Raw genomic sequence first — 16327 nt, 5'->3', positions numbered from 1 at the left:
CCATAAAACCAGGCGAGAGCGATAATTTAGGTCAATTCGCGGGCAGCATGGCCCAGACCACCTTGCCGGTGCCGGCCGGGGCGCTGCCCCAACGCTGGCTCAGCTCGCGGACCAGCATCAGTCCGCGCCCGCCCTCGGCTCGCGAATCGGGGGCGGCCACGGGCCGCGCGTCGGCCGGGCTGCCGTCCAGCACGGCCACCCGCAGGTACGGCCTGCGCAGGGTCAGCGTCACCTGCATCGGGGTGCCCGCGTGCCGGACCACGTTGCCGACCAGTTCGGTGAGCACCAGCGCCGCCGGACCGGCCAGTTCCGGGATGTTCCACCGGCGGCAGCCGTCGGTGACCAGCTCCCGGGCCCGCCGGCACGCCCCGGCGACCGGCTCCAGCCGTTCCCGCAGCCGGGGGCCGCCACCGCGCCGGCCAGCGCCGCGGCCTCGGCGCAGTCCGGGCGTACCGGGAGCTCCCGGCCCACAGTCGTCTCGTTGAGCCAGCTCGCCGCGGCCGGCGGGGGAGCGCACAGCACCAGCGGCACGGCGGGCCAGTCAGCGGCCCGCCGGGCAGCCGCGGCGAAGACGGAGAGCGCCAGCGGGTCCGCGACGTCCAGCCGTCCCAGGTCCACCACGAGCGCGTCGGGCTGGGCGGCCAGGCACCGCTCCAGCACCGTGTGCACCGACCGCATCGTGTCCACGTCGAGCTCGCCGGCGAGCCGTACGACCGTGGCCGGCGATTCGTCGCGCACCTCGCAGCTGATCCGGGTCGACATCAGGCCCTCGTTTCCGGGTCGTCGCGGACCTCCGAACTACCCGCGAGTACGGCGGGTGAAACCGGACCAGACGCCCATCCCGCCCCGGTCAGCGCCGAGCGGCGACACGGGTGGTGGCCAGCCCGAGGGCGATCATCCCGATGCCGAGCCCGAGGTGCAGCCAGTTGTCCGCGCCGTTGACCGGGATGAAGTTCGCGGCGCCGGTGCTGTGGTAGACGATCAGTCCGTAGAGCCAGAGCACCAGGTAGATCGCCCCGCCGCCGACCAGGAAGGCCCGGGCCGCGGAGACCGTCGCGGCCAACGCCAGGCCGGCCACCCCGAAGGCCACGTGCACGATGTTGTGCAGGACCGAGACCTGGAAAACCCCGAACAGCTTCGCCGTCGACTCGTGTCCGGCGAAGTAGAGATCGCCGAAGTTGGTGGTGATCCCCGGGATGAAGCCGAGCACCCCGACGATCAGGAAGATCACCCCGATGGCCGCGGCGGCCCGGCTCACTGGGGCGCGGCCGTCGGCCGGGTTCCGTCGTGCCCGCGAGTGGGCCATCGAATTCGTCATGCCGGCCTCCTGAGCTGACTCCGGACGGCTTCCCCGGGGGCCGGGGCGACAAACGCGGGTGACCTCCCTCAGGCGAGCTGGAGGGTCGGGGCGGCCGGCTGGCGGACCCGCTCGTAGAGGCCCACGTACCGCTCGGCCATCACCGCCGGGGTGAACCGGGCGGCCGCCTCACGCCGGCACTCGTCCGCCTCGAGCAGCCCGGCGGCCATGACCAGGTCGCCCAGCTCCTCCTCGTCCGTGGTGAGCAGCCCGGTGCGGCCGTGCTCGACGAGCTCCGGCAGGCAACCGCGGGCGACGGCCACCACCGGGGTGCCCAGCGCGAGCGACTCGACCACGGCGGTGCCACCGGGCTCCTCCCAGCGCAGCGGGAAGAGCGCGGCCCGCGCGCCGGCGAGCAGGTCGTCCCGCTCCTGGCCGGCGACCGTGCCCACCCAGCGCACCAGATCACCGTCCAGGTACGGGGCGACCTGGTCGTAGAAGAAGCGCACGTCCGGGTTCTGCCGGGCCTCGTCACCCGCCGCGGCCAGGTCCTGCGGCCGGTGGTACGGCCCGACCGGGCCGGCGAGCACCAGCGGGAAGCCGACCTGCTGGGCCAGCCGGGCGGCCAGGTCCTGCCCCTTGCCCGGGTTGACCCGGCCCAGCACGATCACGTGGTCGCCCTTCTCCGCCGGCGGGCGTCGGTCCGCGTCGACCGCCAGCGGCGTGGACAGGTGCACGTGCCCGACCGAGTGGTCCTGCAGGGCGCGGGGCGCGCGGGCCAGCTGCGCCGCGGAGACCCCGTTCACCCGGACCCGGTCGCCGCCGTCGAGGTTGCCGTACAGCTCGGGGTGCTTGGCCAGGTCCCAGTGCAGGGTGTGCAGCACCGGCGGGGCGTCCGGTCCCATCGCCGCCAGGGTGGCCAGCCCGACCGCCTCCACGTGGTCGTGCACCAGGTCGATGTCGTCGCGGGTGTGCAGCGCGCGCACCACCCCGTTGAGATGCGCCTGGGAGATCCCGCAGACCTGGTTGTAGGGCCGTTGCAGGGCGTGGAACTGCCCGTCCGGGAAGACCGAGATCTTCTCGTCGACGGGCAGCGTGCTGGTCTCCACCGAGGCGAGCACCACCCGTACGCCGAGTTTGCGCAGCTCCGGCACCAGGGTGGCGACGATGTTCTCGATCCCGCCGTAGCCGGGCGGCGGCACGGACAACCAGGGACCCGCGTTCATCAGGACCGTGAGACTCATCGTGGGCACTTCCTTCCGTCGGCGGCGCGACCCGCCCGGCCGCTGAGCCGGACGCGCCCGCTCCGCCCGCTCACGCCGCGACCCGTCGCCGGGGCACCCGGTGCCGCAACTGGGCCAGCGGTGGGCGCTCCTCGATCGAGATGTCGCTGACCACGATCTCCCGGTCCAGGTTGGGCAGCGCCTCCGAGCCGCCCCGCCGGAACTGGGTCAGCAGGGTGCTCGGAACGGCCTCCGGGCTCGCCCAGCCCCGCCGCTGCAACCGTGACCAGACGGTGAGCATGATCTGGGCGGACATCCGGCCCAGCGCGGCGGCGTCCTGGTGGCGGTGCTTGCGCTGGCCGAGGTCCACCTGGGCCAGCGCGTCCAGCCCGACCAGCTCCAACAGGTCGATGAGCATGGCCGTCTCCACGCCGTACCCGGAGACGAACGGCACCTGCTCCAGCACCACCCGGCGGCCGGCGTACTCGCCCGCCAGCGGCTGCACGAACCCGGCCAGCTCGGGCCAGAAGAGATTCAGCAGCGGGCGGGCCGCCAACTCGGTGACCCGCCCGCCGCCGTCCGGCTCCACGCCGCTGGCCCGTACCAGGGGCCGGTGGTAGAAGCCCTTGACGAAATCGACCGACGGGTCGGTCAGCAGCGGGCCGATCAGCCCGGTGACGAAGTGTGGCCGGAACTCGCGCAGATCGGCGTCGACGAACGCGACCACGTCCCCCTCGGCCGCCGCCAGTCCCGCCCAGAGCGCGTCGCCCTTGCCGGACAGCCGCGGCAGCCCGCGGGTCATCGCATCCTGGCTGACCACCTCGGCGCCGGCCGCCCGCGCCACCTGGGCGGTCCGGTCGGTCGACCGGGAATCCACCACGATCAGCTCGTCCACCAGCGGGATCCGGTCCATCAGGTGCTCGCGGATCGTCGACACGATGGCGCCGACCGTGGCCTCCTCGTTGCGCGCCGGCAGCACCACGCTGACCCGGCCGTCACCCTTCGCCCGCAGCAACCGCTGCGCCGGCCAGTCGTCCGCCGATGTGGTGCGGTACGTGGCCCAGGCCTCCACCACAGGTGAAACGACTGCTTGTGTATCCCGCACTGGCACCCCCAGGTTGTGGCGGAAACGCGGGTTTGCTTTTCCCATTACCCACCCCGCGCTAACCGGATCATGCCGAACAGCGTGATCACCCCCCACTCTCCGGCTGGTTCCTCGCCGGTGAACGTTTGGTTGCGCGCCGACCAGGGGAGAGCAGTCGGCAGCTTCGTGAGTCGCGGCGGGAGGGTCGACGGATGCGTACGTGCCGGGTGGGACTGGTCGGGGCCGGTGGGGTGGCGCAACGCCATGCCCGCGTGCTGACGGGCTTCGAGGACGTGGAACTGGTCGGGGTGACCGATGTCGCCCGGGACGCGGCGGCGGCCCTCGCCGGGACGTACGGCGGACGACCCTTCGCCGACGTGGCGGAACTGCTCGCCGCCGGCCCGGACGCCGTGTACGTCTGCGTACCGCCGTTCGCGCACGGCCCGGTGGAGGAGGCGGTCATCGACGCCGGCGTGCCGATGTTTGTGGAGAAGCCGGTGGCGGTGGACCTGGAGACCGCGGAACGGATCGCCGCGCTGGTCGAGCGGCGGGGACTGCTCACCGCGGTGGGCCACCACTGGCGCTACCTGCACGTCGTGGCGGAGGCCCGGCAGCTGCTCGCCGACCGCCCGGCGCGGATGGTCAACGCGGCCTGGCTGGACAAGGTCCCGCCGGTGGCCTGGTGGGCCCGGTGCGACCGTTCCGGCGGCCCGGTCGTCGAGCAGGCCGCACATGTGCTCGACCTGGTCCGGGTGCTGGTCGGCGAGGCGTCGGAGGTGACCGCGTACGGCGACGGGACCCCGCCGCCGGTGGAGGGCGCCGACATCGACTCGGTCACCACGGCGACCGTGCGCTTCACCTCCGGCGCGGTCGGCACCCTCGCCGCGGCCTGCGTGCTCGGCTGGAAGCACCGGGCCGGCGTGGAGATCCTCGCCGACGGGCTGGCGATGTCGCTGGCCGAGGACGGCCTGCTGATCTGCGACGGTGAGGGGGAGCGGCACCTGCCCGCCGACCCGGACGGTGCCCGGGTGGCCGTCGACCGGGCCTTCGTCGACGCGGTGCGGGGCATCGGCGACGACATCCGCGTCCCGTACGCTGAGGCGCTGCGCACCCAGCGGCTCGCCCTCGCGGTGGCGGAGTCGGCGCGGACCGGGCGCAGCGTGGCGCTGCCCACCGGGCCGGCCGCCCGGCTCACCACCCCGGTCGCCGACGCGGTGCCGGCCGAACCGACCGGGGTGACCGTCGATGCGTGACCGGGTGGTCGTGGTCAACGGACCGGGCGCGGTGGAGCTGGTCGAGCAGGAGGCGGGTGAGCTGCGCGAGGGCACCTTCCGGGTGGCGACGGTGTGCAGCGGGGTCTCCGCTGGCACCGAGCTGAGCTACGTCAAGGGCACCAACCCCTACCTCAACGTCACCTGGAACAGTGATCTCGGGCTGTTCCAGCCCGGCGCGGCGAGCACTCCGTACCCGGTGACCCGGCTCGGCTACATGCAGGTCGGCCGGGTGGTGGAGAGCCGCACCCCGGCCGTCCCGGTGGGCACCGTGGGCGCGATGACCTACGGCCACCGCACCGGGTACATCGCCGACCCGCTCGCCGAACGCTTCGTCCCGCTCCCCGACGACGTCGACCCGCTGCTCGGCGTCTACGTCGCGCACATGGGCCCGATCTGCGCCAACGGGCTGCTGCACGCCGCCGCCGACCTGTGCGGCACCGACGTGCGCTCGCTCGGCGACGGCGTACGCGGCCGCCGGGTGGCGGTGGTCGGCAGCGGGGTCGTCGCCCTGCTCACCGCCCTGTTCGCCCGGCGGCACGGCGCCGCGTCCGTGGTGGTCCTCGACCCCACCCCGGCCCGGCGGGAGGTGGCCGAGGCGCTCGGCCTGGAGACCCTGGACCCGGCCGCGGACGACCCGGCGGTGGTGCTCAAGACCCGGTGGCACCACGCCGCCGGCGACCGGGGCGCCGACGTGGTGTTCCAGTGCCGGGGCCAGGCCTGGGCGCTGCACCTCGCGCTGCGCCTGCTGCGCCCCCAGGGCACCGTCATCGACCTCGCGTTCTACCAGTCCGGCGCGGACGAGGTCCGGCTCGGCGAGGAGTTCCACCACAACGGGCTGTCGCTGCGCTGCGCCCAGATCGGGCGGGTGCCCCGCGGGCTCGCCCCCACCTGGGACCGGGAACGGCTCTCCGCGGAGACCGTCGAGCTGCTGCGCCAGTACGGCGACCTGATCCGCAAGCACGTCGTGACGGCGGTGGTGCCGCTCGACGAGGCGCCGGCGCTGCTGATCGACCTTGCCGAGCGCCGCCGGCAGGAACTCCAGGTGGTGTTTGCCGGCTGACCCGTGGGCCGGCCGGCCGCCGGCGACCCTCCCGACGGCCCTCGGTCGGAACCGCTCTGAGCTGCCGAAACGGTCAGGAAACCGGACACCGGACAGACCCGGCGCCGGGCGGGGGTCACAATCGGCTCCGGTTCGCGTACCGTTGCCGCTCATGGGTGTGTCGCAACGGTTGAAGACCAGGTTCCGGCGGTTCCTCCAGCGCCCGGGGACGACGGTCGACCTGGCCCCGCTGGAGAAGCTGCTGCCGGCCGTCGAGGCCCGCGAGGCGGAGCTGGAGAAGCTCTCCGACGCCGAGCTGACCGAGGCCGCCGGGCAGGCCGAGGGGTACGAGGAGATCTGCGCGATCGGCCGGGAGGCGGCCCGCCGCGGCCTCGACCAGCGGCCCTACGACGTCCAGCTGCTCGGCGCGATGGCGCTGCTCTCCGGCAAGGTGGCCGAGATGGCCACCGGTGAGGGCAAGACGCTCACCGCGACCATCGCCGCGTACGGCCACGTCCGGCTGGGCAACGGCCCGGTCCACGTGCTCACCGTCAACGACTACCTGGCCCGCCGCGACGCCGACTGGATGGCGCCGGTCTACCGGCTGCTCGGGCTCACCGTCGGCTGGGTCAACGAGGCCTCCACCCCCGACGAGCGGCGCGCCGCGTACGCCTGCGACGTCACCTACGTCTCGGTCAGCGAGGCCGGCTTCGACTTCCTCCGCGACCAGCTCGTCACCGACCTCGACGACCGGGTGCAGCCGGCGCTGAAGACCGCCATCGTCGACGAGGCCGACTCCATCCTCATCGACGAGGCCCGGGTACCGATGGTGCTCGCCGGCGCGGTCGCCGGCGAGCAGGACCCGGTGCACGCGGCCGCCGGGCTGGTCCGCGGCCTGCGCAAGGGCAAGCACTACACGATCGCCGAGGACGGCCGCAGCGTCGCCTTCACCTCCGACGGCCTGGCCACCGTCGAGGCCAAGCTCGGCGGCATCGACCTGTACGACGAGGAGCACGTCGGGCAGCTCTCCGCGGTCAACGTGGCGCTGCACGCGCACGCCCTGCTGCACCGCGACGTCGACTACATCGTCCGGGACGGCTCGGTCGAGCTGATCGACGAGATGCGCGGCCGGGTGGCCCAGCGCCGCCGCTGGCCGGACGGGCTGCAGGCCGCGGTCGAGGCGAAGGAGGGCCTGGACGCGACCGCCGAGGGTGAGGTGCTGGGCACCATCGCCGTGCAGGCGTTCATCGCGCTCTACCCGAAGGTCTGCGGGATGACCGCGACCGCGGTGCTCGTCGGCGACCAGCTCCGCGAGTTCTTCGGCCTCGAGGTGGCGGTGATCCCGCCGAACACCCCGTGCATCCGGGAGGACGAGCCGGACCGGATCTACGCCACCCGGGCCGAGAAGGAGGAGGCGCTGATCGACGAGATCAAGCGCTGCCACGAGGCGGGCCGCCCGGTGCTGGTCGGCACCCTGGACGTCAAGGAGTCCGAGGGCTTGGCGGCCGGGCTGCACGCGGCCGGCGTGTCCTGCGTGGTCCTCAACGCCAAGAACGACGACGAGGAGGCGGCGATCATCGCCGAGGCCGGCGCGCACGGCGCGGTGACCGTCTCCACCCAGATGGCCGGCCGCGGCGTCGACATCCGCCTCGGCGGCAGCGACCAGGCCGACCGGGAGCGGGTGGCCGACCTCGGCGGCCTGTACGTGATCGGCAGCGGCCGGCACGACAGCCGCCGGGTCGACGACCAGCTCCGCGGCCGGGCCGGCCGGCAGGGCGACCCGGGCGGGTCGGTCTTCTTCGTCAGCCTGGAGGACGACCTCGTCGTCCGGCACGCCGGCGACACCGTCCCGGCGTCGCCCCGGATGAACGCCGACGGCCTGGTCACCGACCCGCAGGTCGACTACGCGGTGGAGCACGCCCAGCGGGTCGCGGAGGGCGTCAACCACGAGATCCACCGCAACACCTGGCGCTACAGCGTGGTGATCGAGCAGCAGCGCAAGGCCCTCGCCGAGCGGCGGGAGCGGCTGCTGACCAGCGACATCGCCGCGCTCATGCTGCTGGAGCGGGTGCCGGAGAAGGCCGGCGAGATGGACGAGGACCTGCTCGCCGAGGTGGCCCGGAAGATCGCCCTCTACCACCTGGACCGGCTCTGGGCCGAGCACCTGGCCGAGCTCTCCGAGGTCCGCGAGGGTGTGCACCTGCGGGCGCTGGGCCGCCTCGACCCGCTGGACGAGTTCCACCGCAGCGCCGTCCCGGCGTTCAACGCGCTCGTCCCGGAGATCGAGGCGCGGACCATCGCGACCTTCGAGGAGACCGAGTTCGACGAGGGCTGGGAGCCGGACGCCGCGAAGCTGGTCCGGCCGAGCGCCACCTGGACGTACCTGGTGCACGACAACCCGTTCGGCTCGGAGCTGGACCGGCTGATCGCCTCGGTGGGGCGGCGGCTCATCTCCGGATCCCGCTGACCGTCGACGAAGGGGTCCCGCCCCGGCGCATGGCGCGCCGGAAGGGACCCCTTTGCGCTGTTTCGAACCTGGTTTGTCAGGGTAGTAGGCCGGGGCTTCGAGTCAGGGAGAGAGCGGATGGGACAGGCAATGGCGCCGAACGGGGACACCGCGTGGTCGGAGGTGGCGGGGGCCGTGGCCCGGTGAACCTCGACACGCGGGAACCCGTGACCGACCCACTCAACGTGCTGGAGACCGCCGCCCTGCTGCGCGAACTGACCGCCGGCCTGATCGCCGTCGCCGACTTCGACGAGGCGTTGGCCCGGCTGGTCCGCCTCGCCCGGGACGCCGTACCCGGGGTGGACAGCTGCGGCTTCACCGCGCTGCGTGCCGGCGAGCCGGCCGGGGTGGCCGCCTCCGACGCCGCCCGGGCCGAGCTGGACGACCTGCGGCACGGCCCCGACACGCCGGCCCTGGCCGCCATCCGGTGGCGCGAAATGATCACCGCGGCGGACCTCGACCGGGAGTCGCGCTGGCCCGCCTGGACCGGGCGGGCCCGCGGGCTGGGCGTACGCGGGGTGATCTCCGCGCCGGTCGACGTGGACGAGCAGGTGATCGGCGCGATCAACCTGTACGCCGAGCCGGCCGACGCGCTCACCCCCCGGCACCAGCTCACCGCGATGCTCCTGGCCGAGCACGCCGGGCTGCTCCTCGCCGCCGTGCGGGACCGGGAGCGGCAGGCCGCCCGGGCCGGCCAGCTCGACGCGGCGCTGCTGGAGGAGGGCGTGATCGGGCAGGCCGTCGGGGTGATCATGACGCAGCGCGGCTGCCCGGCGCCGGAGGCGCTGGCGGTGCTGCGCAGCGCCGCCGCCTCGTTGGACATCCCGCTGCGCGAGGTCGCCGAGCGGCTGGTGTCCACGGTGTCCCGGCCCCGGGAGAGCTGAGCGGTGTTCGTTTCGTCCGGGTGGCGCGGGGGTAGCACTCTGGACTGGTGAGCTGCGCCGACCCGGGGAGGGACCGATGGAGAGCCGACTGCGGGTGCAGGGGCACCCCATCCAACCGATGCTGGTGACGTTCCCGTTCGGACTCTTCGTCAGCGCCGCGGTCTTCGATCTGGCTGACGTCGCCGGCGGCCCGGCCTTCCTCGGCGAGGTCGGCTACTGGACCGCCGTGGCCGCCCTGGTCGCCGCCGCGCTCACCGCGGTCGCCGGGATGGTCGACCTGTGGGACGTGCGCGCCGACCGGACCCGGCGCACCGCCGTCACGGTCAGCCTGGTCAACGCCGCGATGGCGGCGCTGTTCCTGGTCACCTGCCTGATCCGGGCCCACGCGCCGCAGCGGGGCGCGACCGGCGGACAGTTGGCCACCGAGCTGCTGGCGCTGGCCGTCGGGTCGGTCGGGGTGTGGCTGGGAGCCGGGCTGATGCGCCAGTTCGATCGCGGCCGGGCCGGCGAGCGGGGCGGGTTCGACGCGCTCGCCGAGCTCCCAGCGTCCACCGTGGAGATCATCCGCCCGCCGGCCCGGGCGGCCGGTCCTGTCCGGTAAACCCGTTGCCGCGTCCCGCGCAGCTACGACAGGCTCGGCGGAATGAGCGCGGATGGTGACTTCGAGGAGCTGATCGCCGAGGGTGCGGCGGTGCCGGTCGAGGGCTGGGACTTCGCCTGGCTGGCCGGGCGGGCCAGCGAGGAACGCCCGCCGTGGGGGTACGCCCGTCTGGTCGGCGCGCGGATGGCCACCGTCGACGCCGCGCTGGACATCGACACCGGCGGCGGAGAGGTGCTGGCCGAGGTGCCCGCCCCGCCCCCGCTGCTGGTCGCCACCGAGGCGTGGCCGCCGAACGTCGCCGTCGCCCGCCGTACGCTGCGCCGGGTCGGTGCCACCGTCGTCCAGGTGGCGGAGCGGCCGCCGCTGCCGTTCCGGGCCGGCTCTTTCGACCTGGTGGTCAGCCGGCATCCGGTGGACACCTGGTGGAACGAGATCGCCCGGGTGCTGCGCCCCGGCGGCAGTTACCTCTCCCAGCAGATCGGCGCCGGCACCCAGCGGGAACTGAGCGAGGCGATCCTCGGGCCGCTCCCGCCGCCGGCCGCGCGCCACCCGGAGCAGGCGGTCGCCGCCGCCGAGGCCGCCGGGCTGACCGTGGTGGACCTGCGTACGGCCACCCTGCGGGCGGTCTTCCACGACATCGCCGCGGTGGTGTATTTCCTGCGCAAGGTGATCTGGACGGTCCCCAGCTTCACGGTCGACCGCTACCGTCCGGAGCTGCGCCGCCTGCACGACCGGATCCGCGCCGAGGGCCCCTTCGTGGCCCACGCCCAACGCTTCCTCATCGAGGCCCGCCACCCCTGACCGCCCGGCCGGCCCGGCGACCGAGGCGGAGGGGTGGGTTAGTGCGCGGTGGCGTGGTGGGCGGCCAGGACGTCGGCGCCGAAGTCGCTGGCCGGGCGGCGCAGCACGGTGTGTGCGTGGTTGCCGTCGTCGGTGGTGTTGTCGTACTCGATCAGCAGGTCGTCGCCCTGGATCCGGTAGTAGTGCCGCTGGCCCGGCCGGGTGGGGCCGGCCCAGGCGAAGTGCAGCTCCCCACCGTCGAGCCGACCGGCCTCGCGGGCCGCCAGCTCGGGCGGCTGCCGGTCCAGGTAGAGGGCGACGAGCTGGTCGAGCAGCGCCCGCCCGGTCGGGGTGAGCCGGTCCCGGGGCACGCCGAGCGGGTCGAGCCGGTCCGGCGCGGTGGGCCGGGTGGCGCTGATGATGTCGCCGGGCGCCTCGTCGGCGATGATCGCGGCGGCGCGGCCGGCCGGCCCGAGCGCGTCGAGCAGTTCGCGGGCCAGGTCCTCCTCGGGTCCGAGCGGGCGGGAGACCGGGCGGCCGGCGTGCCGGACGGTGGCCGGGTTCGCGCCGAGGAAGAGCGGGGCGGGGGAGACCTGGTCGTCGACCACGGTCATCGTCACCGACAGGTGGTGCCCCTCGAACCGCCACCCCCACCGGTCGTCGCGGGTCGGATCGCCGAAGACGGCCACCCAGTAGTCGCCGCTGTGCCGGCCGCGCCGCCAGCTCTCCGCCCGGTCGAGCACCTCCTCCAGGGCGACGACCGCCATGGCCTGGGCGTACGCGGGCGGGCTGAGCGCGGTGGCGAGCAGCCGGTGGGCGGCCTTGCGGGCGGTGACGTCCAGGTCGGCGAGGCTGACCCCGGGCCGGGGCCGGGGCCGGTACTCCAGCCAGCGCCGCGCGGCCTCGTCGGCGAAGTCGTGCCGGGCCCGCTGTCGGGCCGGCTCGTCGAGCGCCGCCAGCCACGCGCCGGCCGCCGCGCGCATCTGCTCGGGCAGGGGATCCTCCACCGCCCCTGTATACCTGCCCGACCGGCCGTCGCGCCGGGGGCCCGGCGGGTCAGCTCGGACGGGGTGTGGCTCGCGTGCGGGCGGGTCGAGGATCCAGGCGGTCGGAGGTGCTGCCGGGCCCGGGCCGGCGCCTGGTAGCTTGCCGAGCCGGCACGGGAGGGTACGGGTGGACGATCGGGTTTACGTCGGCAACGCGGCCGTGGACGGGGCAACCGACGCGGGCTGGCTGCTCGGCCACTTCAAGCCGCTCGGGGAGGTGCGGCACAGCACCGAGGTCGAGGTGAAGTGGGGCGTGCACCCGGCCGGGGAGACGCGCTCGGCGTGGGCGACGGGGGAGCGGCGCACCGCCCTGGTGGTGCTGATCAGCGGGGCGTTCCGGATCGAGCTGCGGGATCGGACGGTGCTGCTGCGCGAGCCGGGAGACTACGTGGTCTGGGGCCGGGGCGTGGACCACTCCTGGTACGCCGAGCGGGAGTCGGTGGTGCTCACCGTCCGCTGGCCGTCGGTGCCCGGTTACCGGGTGGACCCGCCGGTCCGGCGCTGACCGCCCGGAGCTTCGCGGGCCGTCCCAGCATCCGGTATTGCCTACTAAACCTATAGGGTTTGCCTCCTATAGTGAGGTGGTCCGCGCCGCTCCGTACCCGTGAGGACGAACCGCCGATGACCCGCACCGATCCGCCCGACCTGCTCGCCGTCGCCGCCCGTTGGGCCGACTCGACGCGCTGGCCGGTGCCGCTGCGCTTCGACCCGGCCGAGCGGTGGTACGCGCGCCTGGCCGCCGAGGCCACGTACGAGGTGTGGGCGCTGAGCTGGCTGCCGCGGCAGGGCACCGACCTGCACGACCACGGCGGCTCCGAAGGCGCCTTCCTGGTGGTCGCCGGCACCCTCACCGAGGAGACCGTCAGCGGCGGCCGGCTCCGCCCACACCGGCTCGCCGCCGGCGCGGGCCGGCGCTTCGGAGCCCGCCACGTGCACCTCGTCACCAACCGCGGGGACCGGCCGGCGGTCAGCGTGCACGTCTACCGGCCCGCGCTGCGCCGGATGACCCGCTACTGCCTCGTCGCCGGCCAACTTCTGGTCGCCGAGGTGGCCGAGGCGGGGGTGGCCTGGTGACGCCGCCGCCCGCCGCACCCGTGCCCCCGACCCACGCCGCCCGGAAGGACCCGACGATGCCCCACCGCCCCACCCGTACCGAGAGCTGTCCGGTCCCGCCACCCGGCTCGCGGGGTATCGACGAGATCCTCGCCGCCGCCCGTCGCCGGCTGCGCCGCCTCGATCCCGAGCAGGCCCACCTCGCGTACCGGACGGGGGCGCTGCTGGTCGACATCCGCCCGGCCGGCCAGCGAGCCGCGCACGGCACGGTGCCCGGCGCCCTCGCCGTGGAGCGCAACGTGCTCGAGTGGCGCTTCGACCCGCGCTGCCCGGCCCGGCTGCCCGAGGCCGTCGACTACGACGTGCCGGTGGTGATCCTGTGCCAGGAGGGCTACACGTCCTCGCTGGCCGCCGCCGCGCTCCAGGACCTCGGCCTGCACCGGGCCACCGACGTGGTCGGCGGGTTCGCCGCCTGGCGCATCGCCGGGCTGCCCACCCTCGGCCCCACCCCGCCGCTCCGACCCTCGTCCGCCGCGCCCCCGGTCACCACCGGCCGGGCGCCCCGCTGACCGCCACGCCGCACCCGGCGTGGCGGGCGCGACCGCCACTCAGGAGGCTCCATGTCCGTCGTCGCCATCTCCCCGCGCCCGCACCGCTCCGGCCGCCCCGACCGGGCCGTGCCGCCGCGGCCCCGCACGACGCCAACCGTGACCATCACCCTCGACCTGGGCGCCGCCGGGCTGACACCCGGCCTGGCCCGCCTGGTCGACCTGCTCGACGAACTCGCCGCGTCCGGCGCGGGAGTGGTGCCGGACGACGAGCACCAGGCCGTTCGCGCCGTGCACGACCTGCGGCGCGACGCCGAGCCACCCGCTCCGGCCGCCCCGCCGCAGCCGGCGGAGAAGCCCCACCCGGTACGCATCCTGGCCGGCACCCGGGTGGTCCGCCGGGGCGGCGTGCAGATCCCGCTGACCCGGATCGAGTACGAGCTGCTGCTCTTCCTCGCCGAGCATCCCCGGCGGGTGTTCACCCGGCTCCAACTGCTCACCAACGTGTGGGGATACGAACACGCGGTGGCCCGCACCGTGGACGTGCACGTACGCCGGCTGCGGGCCAAGCTCGGCGCCGACACGCCGGTGGTGACCACCGTGTACGGCGTCGGCTACCGGCTCGCCGACGAGGCCCGGATCGTGGTGGACCGCGACTGCTGAGGTGTGGGGCGGCGACGGCGCGTCGTACCGGGCGGCCCGGTGCGCCGCGCTCACATTTTCGGCGTTGCGGCCGACCACGACCCGCCCGAGTGAACCGGGCAACCGGGTGGGGACCCCCCGTAACAGGTCATCTCGTCGCTCTGCTGTAATCAACGGACCTCGTACGCAGAGCGAGCATCCGGCTCCGATGTGTTCGTCAATTGTCACAGTCATGCAACGTAGCCGCCCCTTGACCCGCGCACAGGCGCCCGGAAGCATCGATGAAGCGGTGTCCCGGGCCGTGGGGAAGTACCCGGACCAGCCAAGGAGGACCATGTCGGTCAGCCCCGCCTCGCCGCGCGCCGGATGGCATACGTCCCAACCCGCGGTCCCCGGTCGTCCCCCCGGCGGCCAGCGTCGCCCCGCCAACACCACCACCCCGGTGCTCACGGTCACCCTCAACATCCCGCTGACCGGCGAGGAGCCGCTGAGCCCGGCCGCCCGGCGGCTACTGGAAGCCGCCCGCGAGCTGCTGGAACGCGGCGACGCAGTGATCACCAGCGGCGGCGGGCCGGCGGAACGCCGGGTCGACCCCGTGCCGGTCGGCCGGTCGCCGAGCCGCCCGCTCGCGCCGGCCATCCCGACCCTGCACATCCTGGCCGCGTCCCGGTCGGTGCTGCGCGACGGCGAGCCGCTGCCGCTCACCCGGCTCGAGTTCGACCTGCTGCTGCACCTCGTCGCCCACCCCCGCCGGGTGTTCACCCGGCTGCAACTGCTCAACGCGGTCTGGGGGTACGAGCACGCCGGCGTCCGCACCGTCGACGTGCACGTCCGCCGGCTGCGCGGCAAGGTCGGGGTGGACGTCCCCCTGGTCACCACCGTCTACGGCGTCGGCTACCGGCTCGCCGACGACGCCCGGGTCACCATCGACCGCACCGGCTGACCCGCCCGACCAACCCGCTGACGCGACCGGGCGGAGCCCCGCACCGTTCGACCCGACGGAGACCGGGGGCTGACCGCCCGGTCGAACCCCGGCCGACGGCAGGATGGTCGGATGCGGATCCGCCCGATCACGCCAGAGCGTCTCGTCACCGAGCTGACCGACCGGCTCACCGGCGCCGCCGTACCCGGCCGGCTGCGGGTGGCCGTCGACGGCCCGCCGGCCGCCGACCCGGACGCGCTCGCCGCAGCGCTGGTCGACCCGCTGCGCGCGGCCGGGCGGCCGGTGCTGCACGTGCTCGCCGCGGACTTCCTCCGGCCCGCCTCGCTACGCCTGGAACACGGCCGGACCAACCCCGACGCGTACTACGAGAGCTGGCTCGACGAGGCGGGGCTGCGCCGCGAGGTGCTCGACCCGGCCGGTCCCGACGGCTCGGGCCGGGTGCTCCCGTCCCTCAGGGACGCCGCCACCGACCGGGCCAGCCGGGCCGCGTACGTCGAACTGCCGGCCGGCGCGGTGGTGCTGGTCAGCGGTTCGCTGCTGCTCGGCGGCGGGCTGCCCTTCGACGTCACCGTGCACGTGGAGCTCTCGCCGGCCGCGCTGGACCGGCGGACCGAACCCGAGCTGCGCTGGACCCTGCCCGCCTTCGCCCGGTACGCCGACGAGGTCGTCCCGGCCTCCTTCGCCGACGTGGTGGTCCGCGCCGACGATCCGCGCCACCCGGCCCTGGTCGAGGCCGGCTGACCGGCGGTGCCGAGCCGGGCAGCCGCGCCGCATGGGGACGGCCCCGCCGGATCCGGGACGGCGAGGGACGGACCGGGCGGCGCAACAGCGCACGAATGCGATGGAAGACTGCGGAAATCCCCGGTTTGATCCTCGGAGGCGGCGGGTAATCGCCCGGCTCACAGAGCACGGGTGAGATCGCCCGTGCACCCATCGATCCGTCCGGGGCGCTCGCCGCCCCGGACCGGTATGAGGCCCCGAGGAAAGGCAGGCAGCCATGCTCGTCCACGACACGACAGCCACGGGCCGTTCGCAGGCGGAGGTCGACCAGATCCGGCAGTCCCTGCAGTCGCGGTACGACGAGCTGACTGCGGAGTACGAGCAGGCCGTGCTGCAGAGCCAGGTGCTGCGCCTGGTCGAGGTCGGCGACACGGCCGGCGACGACCAGGCCGACAGCGGCACCAAGACCGCCGAGCGGGACACCGCACAGTCCCTGCTGCGCAGCATCCTGGACCGGCGCGCCCAGTTCGAGCACGCCCTCAGCCGGCTCGAGGAGGGCACCTACGGCTTCTGCGAGGGCTGCTCGGCCCCGATCCCGGTGGAGCGGCTGGAGATCTTCCCGTCCGCCACCTCCTGCGTGTCCTGCAAGCAGACCCGGGAGCGGCGGGCGGCCTGAGCGCCACCCGG

The 16327-nt window shown here is 74.6% G+C and carries 19 protein-coding genes; 13 read left to right on the top strand and 6 right to left on the bottom strand.

Annotated features, from left to right (window positions below):
• Window positions 1-31 precede the first annotated feature (31 nt).
• The 5 genes from A6A27_RS46390 to A6A27_RS30925 all read right to left on the bottom strand — a co-directional run bounded on the left by A6A27_RS46390 (window position 32) and on the right by A6A27_RS30925 (window position 3625).
• Window positions 32-307 (bottom strand): ATP-binding protein, encoded by a 276-nt coding sequence (locus tag A6A27_RS46390; RefSeq protein WP_241825531.1) that lies wholly within the window; start codon window positions 305-307, stop codon window positions 32-34.
• Window positions 229-762 (bottom strand): STAS domain-containing protein, encoded by a 534-nt coding sequence (locus tag A6A27_RS30940; RefSeq protein WP_241825530.1) that lies wholly within the window; start codon window positions 760-762, stop codon window positions 229-231. Before A6A27_RS30940 ends, A6A27_RS46390 begins: the two co-directional genes overlap by 79 nt.
• An 88-nt stretch (window positions 763-850) precedes the next feature.
• The gene (locus tag A6A27_RS30935) at window positions 851-1318 is read right to left on the bottom strand and encodes a DUF4383 domain-containing protein (protein ID WP_143194260.1); all 468 of its coding nucleotides are present in this window, start codon (window positions 1316-1318) and stop codon (window positions 851-853) included.
• Between the two features lie 68 nt (window positions 1319-1386).
• A complete protein-coding gene (locus tag A6A27_RS30930) occupies window positions 1387-2541 on the bottom strand; it encodes a glycosyltransferase (protein ID WP_073838180.1) in 1155 nt (384 codons plus the stop codon).
• Window positions 2542-2611: 70 nt separating this feature from the next.
• Window positions 2612-3625 (bottom strand): glucosyl-3-phosphoglycerate synthase, encoded by a 1014-nt coding sequence (locus tag A6A27_RS30925; RefSeq protein WP_073838179.1) that lies wholly within the window; start codon window positions 3623-3625, stop codon window positions 2612-2614.
• 191 nt (window positions 3626-3816) lie between these two features.
• Here A6A27_RS30925 and A6A27_RS30920 point away from each other — a divergent pair, with 191 nt between their 5' ends.
• The 6 genes from A6A27_RS30920 to A6A27_RS30895 all read left to right on the top strand — a co-directional run bounded on the left by A6A27_RS30920 (window position 3817) and on the right by A6A27_RS30895 (window position 10709).
• The gene (locus A6A27_RS30920) at window positions 3817-4857 is read left to right on the top strand and encodes a Gfo/Idh/MocA family protein (protein ID WP_073838178.1); all 1041 of its coding nucleotides are present in this window, start codon (window positions 3817-3819) and stop codon (window positions 4855-4857) included.
• A complete protein-coding gene (locus A6A27_RS30915) occupies window positions 4850-5938 on the top strand; it encodes a zinc-dependent alcohol dehydrogenase (protein ID WP_073838177.1) in 1089 nt (362 codons plus the stop codon). The genes A6A27_RS30920 and A6A27_RS30915 overlap by 8 nt, the downstream gene beginning before the upstream one ends.
• Window positions 5939-6089: 151 nt before the next feature.
• Window positions 6090-8384 (top strand): accessory Sec system translocase SecA2, encoded by a 2295-nt coding sequence (gene secA2, locus A6A27_RS30910; protein ID WP_073838176.1) that lies wholly within the window; start codon window positions 6090-6092, stop codon window positions 8382-8384.
• Between the two features lie 182 nt (window positions 8385-8566).
• Window positions 8567-9307 carry a GAF and ANTAR domain-containing protein gene (locus A6A27_RS30905; RefSeq protein WP_073838175.1) on the top strand — a complete coding sequence of 247 codons (741 nt, stop codon included), beginning with the start codon at window positions 8567-8569 and terminating at the stop codon, window positions 9305-9307.
• 76 nt (window positions 9308-9383) lie between these two features.
• On the top strand, window positions 9384-9908 hold the full coding sequence (locus A6A27_RS30900; protein ID WP_073838174.1) for a DUF2231 domain-containing protein: 525 nt from the start codon (window positions 9384-9386) through the stop codon (window positions 9906-9908).
• A 42-nt stretch (window positions 9909-9950) separates the two neighbouring features.
• On the top strand, window positions 9951-10709 hold the full coding sequence (locus A6A27_RS30895) for a class I SAM-dependent methyltransferase (RefSeq protein WP_073838173.1): 759 nt from the start codon (window positions 9951-9953) through the stop codon (window positions 10707-10709).
• 38 nt (window positions 10710-10747) lie between these two features.
• On the opposite strand, the gene A6A27_RS30890 is transcribed toward A6A27_RS30895, so the two are convergent.
• Complete coding sequence (locus A6A27_RS30890) at window positions 10748-11695, bottom strand: DUF3500 domain-containing protein (protein ID WP_073838172.1); 948 nt, start codon at window positions 11693-11695, stop codon at window positions 10748-10750.
• Window positions 11696-11861: 166 nt separating this feature from the next.
• Between A6A27_RS30890 and A6A27_RS30885 the strand changes: the two genes are divergently transcribed.
• The 7 genes from A6A27_RS30885 to A6A27_RS30855 all read left to right on the top strand — a co-directional run bounded on the left by A6A27_RS30885 (window position 11862) and on the right by A6A27_RS30855 (window position 16316).
• Window positions 11862-12239 carry a signal peptidase I gene (locus A6A27_RS30885; protein ID WP_073838171.1) on the top strand — a complete coding sequence of 126 codons (378 nt, stop codon included), beginning with the start codon at window positions 11862-11864 and terminating at the stop codon, window positions 12237-12239.
• Between the two features lie 116 nt (window positions 12240-12355).
• A complete protein-coding gene (locus tag A6A27_RS30880) occupies window positions 12356-12808 on the top strand; it encodes a cysteine dioxygenase (RefSeq protein ID WP_073838170.1) in 453 nt (150 codons plus the stop codon).
• A gap of 56 nt (window positions 12809-12864) precedes the next feature.
• Window positions 12865-13356: a rhodanese-like domain-containing protein gene (locus tag A6A27_RS30875; protein ID WP_073838169.1), complete on the top strand. Its 492-nt coding sequence runs from the start codon at window positions 12865-12867 to the stop codon at window positions 13354-13356.
• Window positions 13357-13407: 51 nt separating this feature from the next.
• The gene (locus A6A27_RS30870) at window positions 13408-13998 is read left to right on the top strand and encodes a winged helix-turn-helix domain-containing protein (protein WP_073838168.1); all 591 of its coding nucleotides are present in this window, start codon (window positions 13408-13410) and stop codon (window positions 13996-13998) included.
• 313 nt (window positions 13999-14311) lie between these two features.
• Window positions 14312-14920: a winged helix-turn-helix domain-containing protein gene (locus tag A6A27_RS30865; protein WP_073838167.1), complete on the top strand. Its 609-nt coding sequence runs from the start codon at window positions 14312-14314 to the stop codon at window positions 14918-14920.
• A 111-nt stretch (window positions 14921-15031) separates the two neighbouring features.
• Window positions 15032-15661, top strand: coding sequence for a uridine kinase (locus A6A27_RS30860; protein WP_073838166.1), 630 nt, complete (start codon window positions 15032-15034; stop codon window positions 15659-15661).
• A 256-nt stretch (window positions 15662-15917) separates the two neighbouring features.
• On the top strand, window positions 15918-16316 hold the full coding sequence (locus tag A6A27_RS30855; RefSeq protein ID WP_073838165.1) for a TraR/DksA family transcriptional regulator: 399 nt from the start codon (window positions 15918-15920) through the stop codon (window positions 16314-16316).
• The last annotated feature ends 11 nt before the right edge of the window (window positions 16317-16327 follow it).

It is taken from the genome of Micromonospora sp. CB01531, assembly GCF_001905095.1.
GTDB lineage: Bacteria > Actinomycetota > Actinomycetes > Mycobacteriales > Micromonosporaceae > Micromonospora.
This window is presented reverse-complemented; position numbering and strand designations above follow the sequence as displayed.

Excerpts from the sequence above, each read along its gene's own strand:
- A6A27_RS30940 (WP_241825530.1), bottom strand. The coding sequence starts at position 762 with ATGTCGACCCGGATCAGCTGCGAGGTGCGCGACGAATCGCCGGCCACG.
- A6A27_RS30935 (WP_143194260.1), bottom strand. The coding sequence starts at position 1,318 with ATGACGAATTCGATGGCCCACTCGCGGGCACGACGGAACCCGGCCGAC.
- A6A27_RS30930 (WP_073838180.1), bottom strand. The coding sequence starts at position 2,541 with ATGAGTCTCACGGTCCTGATGAACGCGGGTCCCTGGTTGTCCGTGCCG.
- A6A27_RS30920 (WP_073838178.1), top strand. The coding sequence starts at position 3,817 with ATGCGTACGTGCCGGGTGGGACTGGTCGGGGCCGGTGGGGTGGCGCAA.
- A6A27_RS30915 (WP_073838177.1), top strand. The coding sequence starts at position 4,850 with ATGCGTGACCGGGTGGTCGTGGTCAACGGACCGGGCGCGGTGGAGCTG.
- secA2 (WP_073838176.1), top strand. The coding sequence starts at position 6,090 with ATGGGTGTGTCGCAACGGTTGAAGACCAGGTTCCGGCGGTTCCTCCAG.
- A6A27_RS30900 (WP_073838174.1), top strand. The coding sequence starts at position 9,384 with ATGGAGAGCCGACTGCGGGTGCAGGGGCACCCCATCCAACCGATGCTG.
- A6A27_RS30895 (WP_073838173.1), top strand. The coding sequence starts at position 9,951 with ATGAGCGCGGATGGTGACTTCGAGGAGCTGATCGCCGAGGGTGCGGCG.
- A6A27_RS30880 (WP_073838170.1), top strand. The coding sequence starts at position 12,356 with ATGACCCGCACCGATCCGCCCGACCTGCTCGCCGTCGCCGCCCGTTGG.
- A6A27_RS30875 (WP_073838169.1), top strand. The coding sequence starts at position 12,865 with ATGCCCCACCGCCCCACCCGTACCGAGAGCTGTCCGGTCCCGCCACCC.
- A6A27_RS30870 (WP_073838168.1), top strand. The coding sequence starts at position 13,408 with ATGTCCGTCGTCGCCATCTCCCCGCGCCCGCACCGCTCCGGCCGCCCC.
- A6A27_RS30865 (WP_073838167.1), top strand. The coding sequence starts at position 14,312 with ATGTCGGTCAGCCCCGCCTCGCCGCGCGCCGGATGGCATACGTCCCAA.
- A6A27_RS30860 (WP_073838166.1), top strand. The coding sequence starts at position 15,032 with ATGCGGATCCGCCCGATCACGCCAGAGCGTCTCGTCACCGAGCTGACC.
- A6A27_RS30855 (WP_073838165.1), top strand. The coding sequence starts at position 15,918 with ATGCTCGTCCACGACACGACAGCCACGGGCCGTTCGCAGGCGGAGGTC.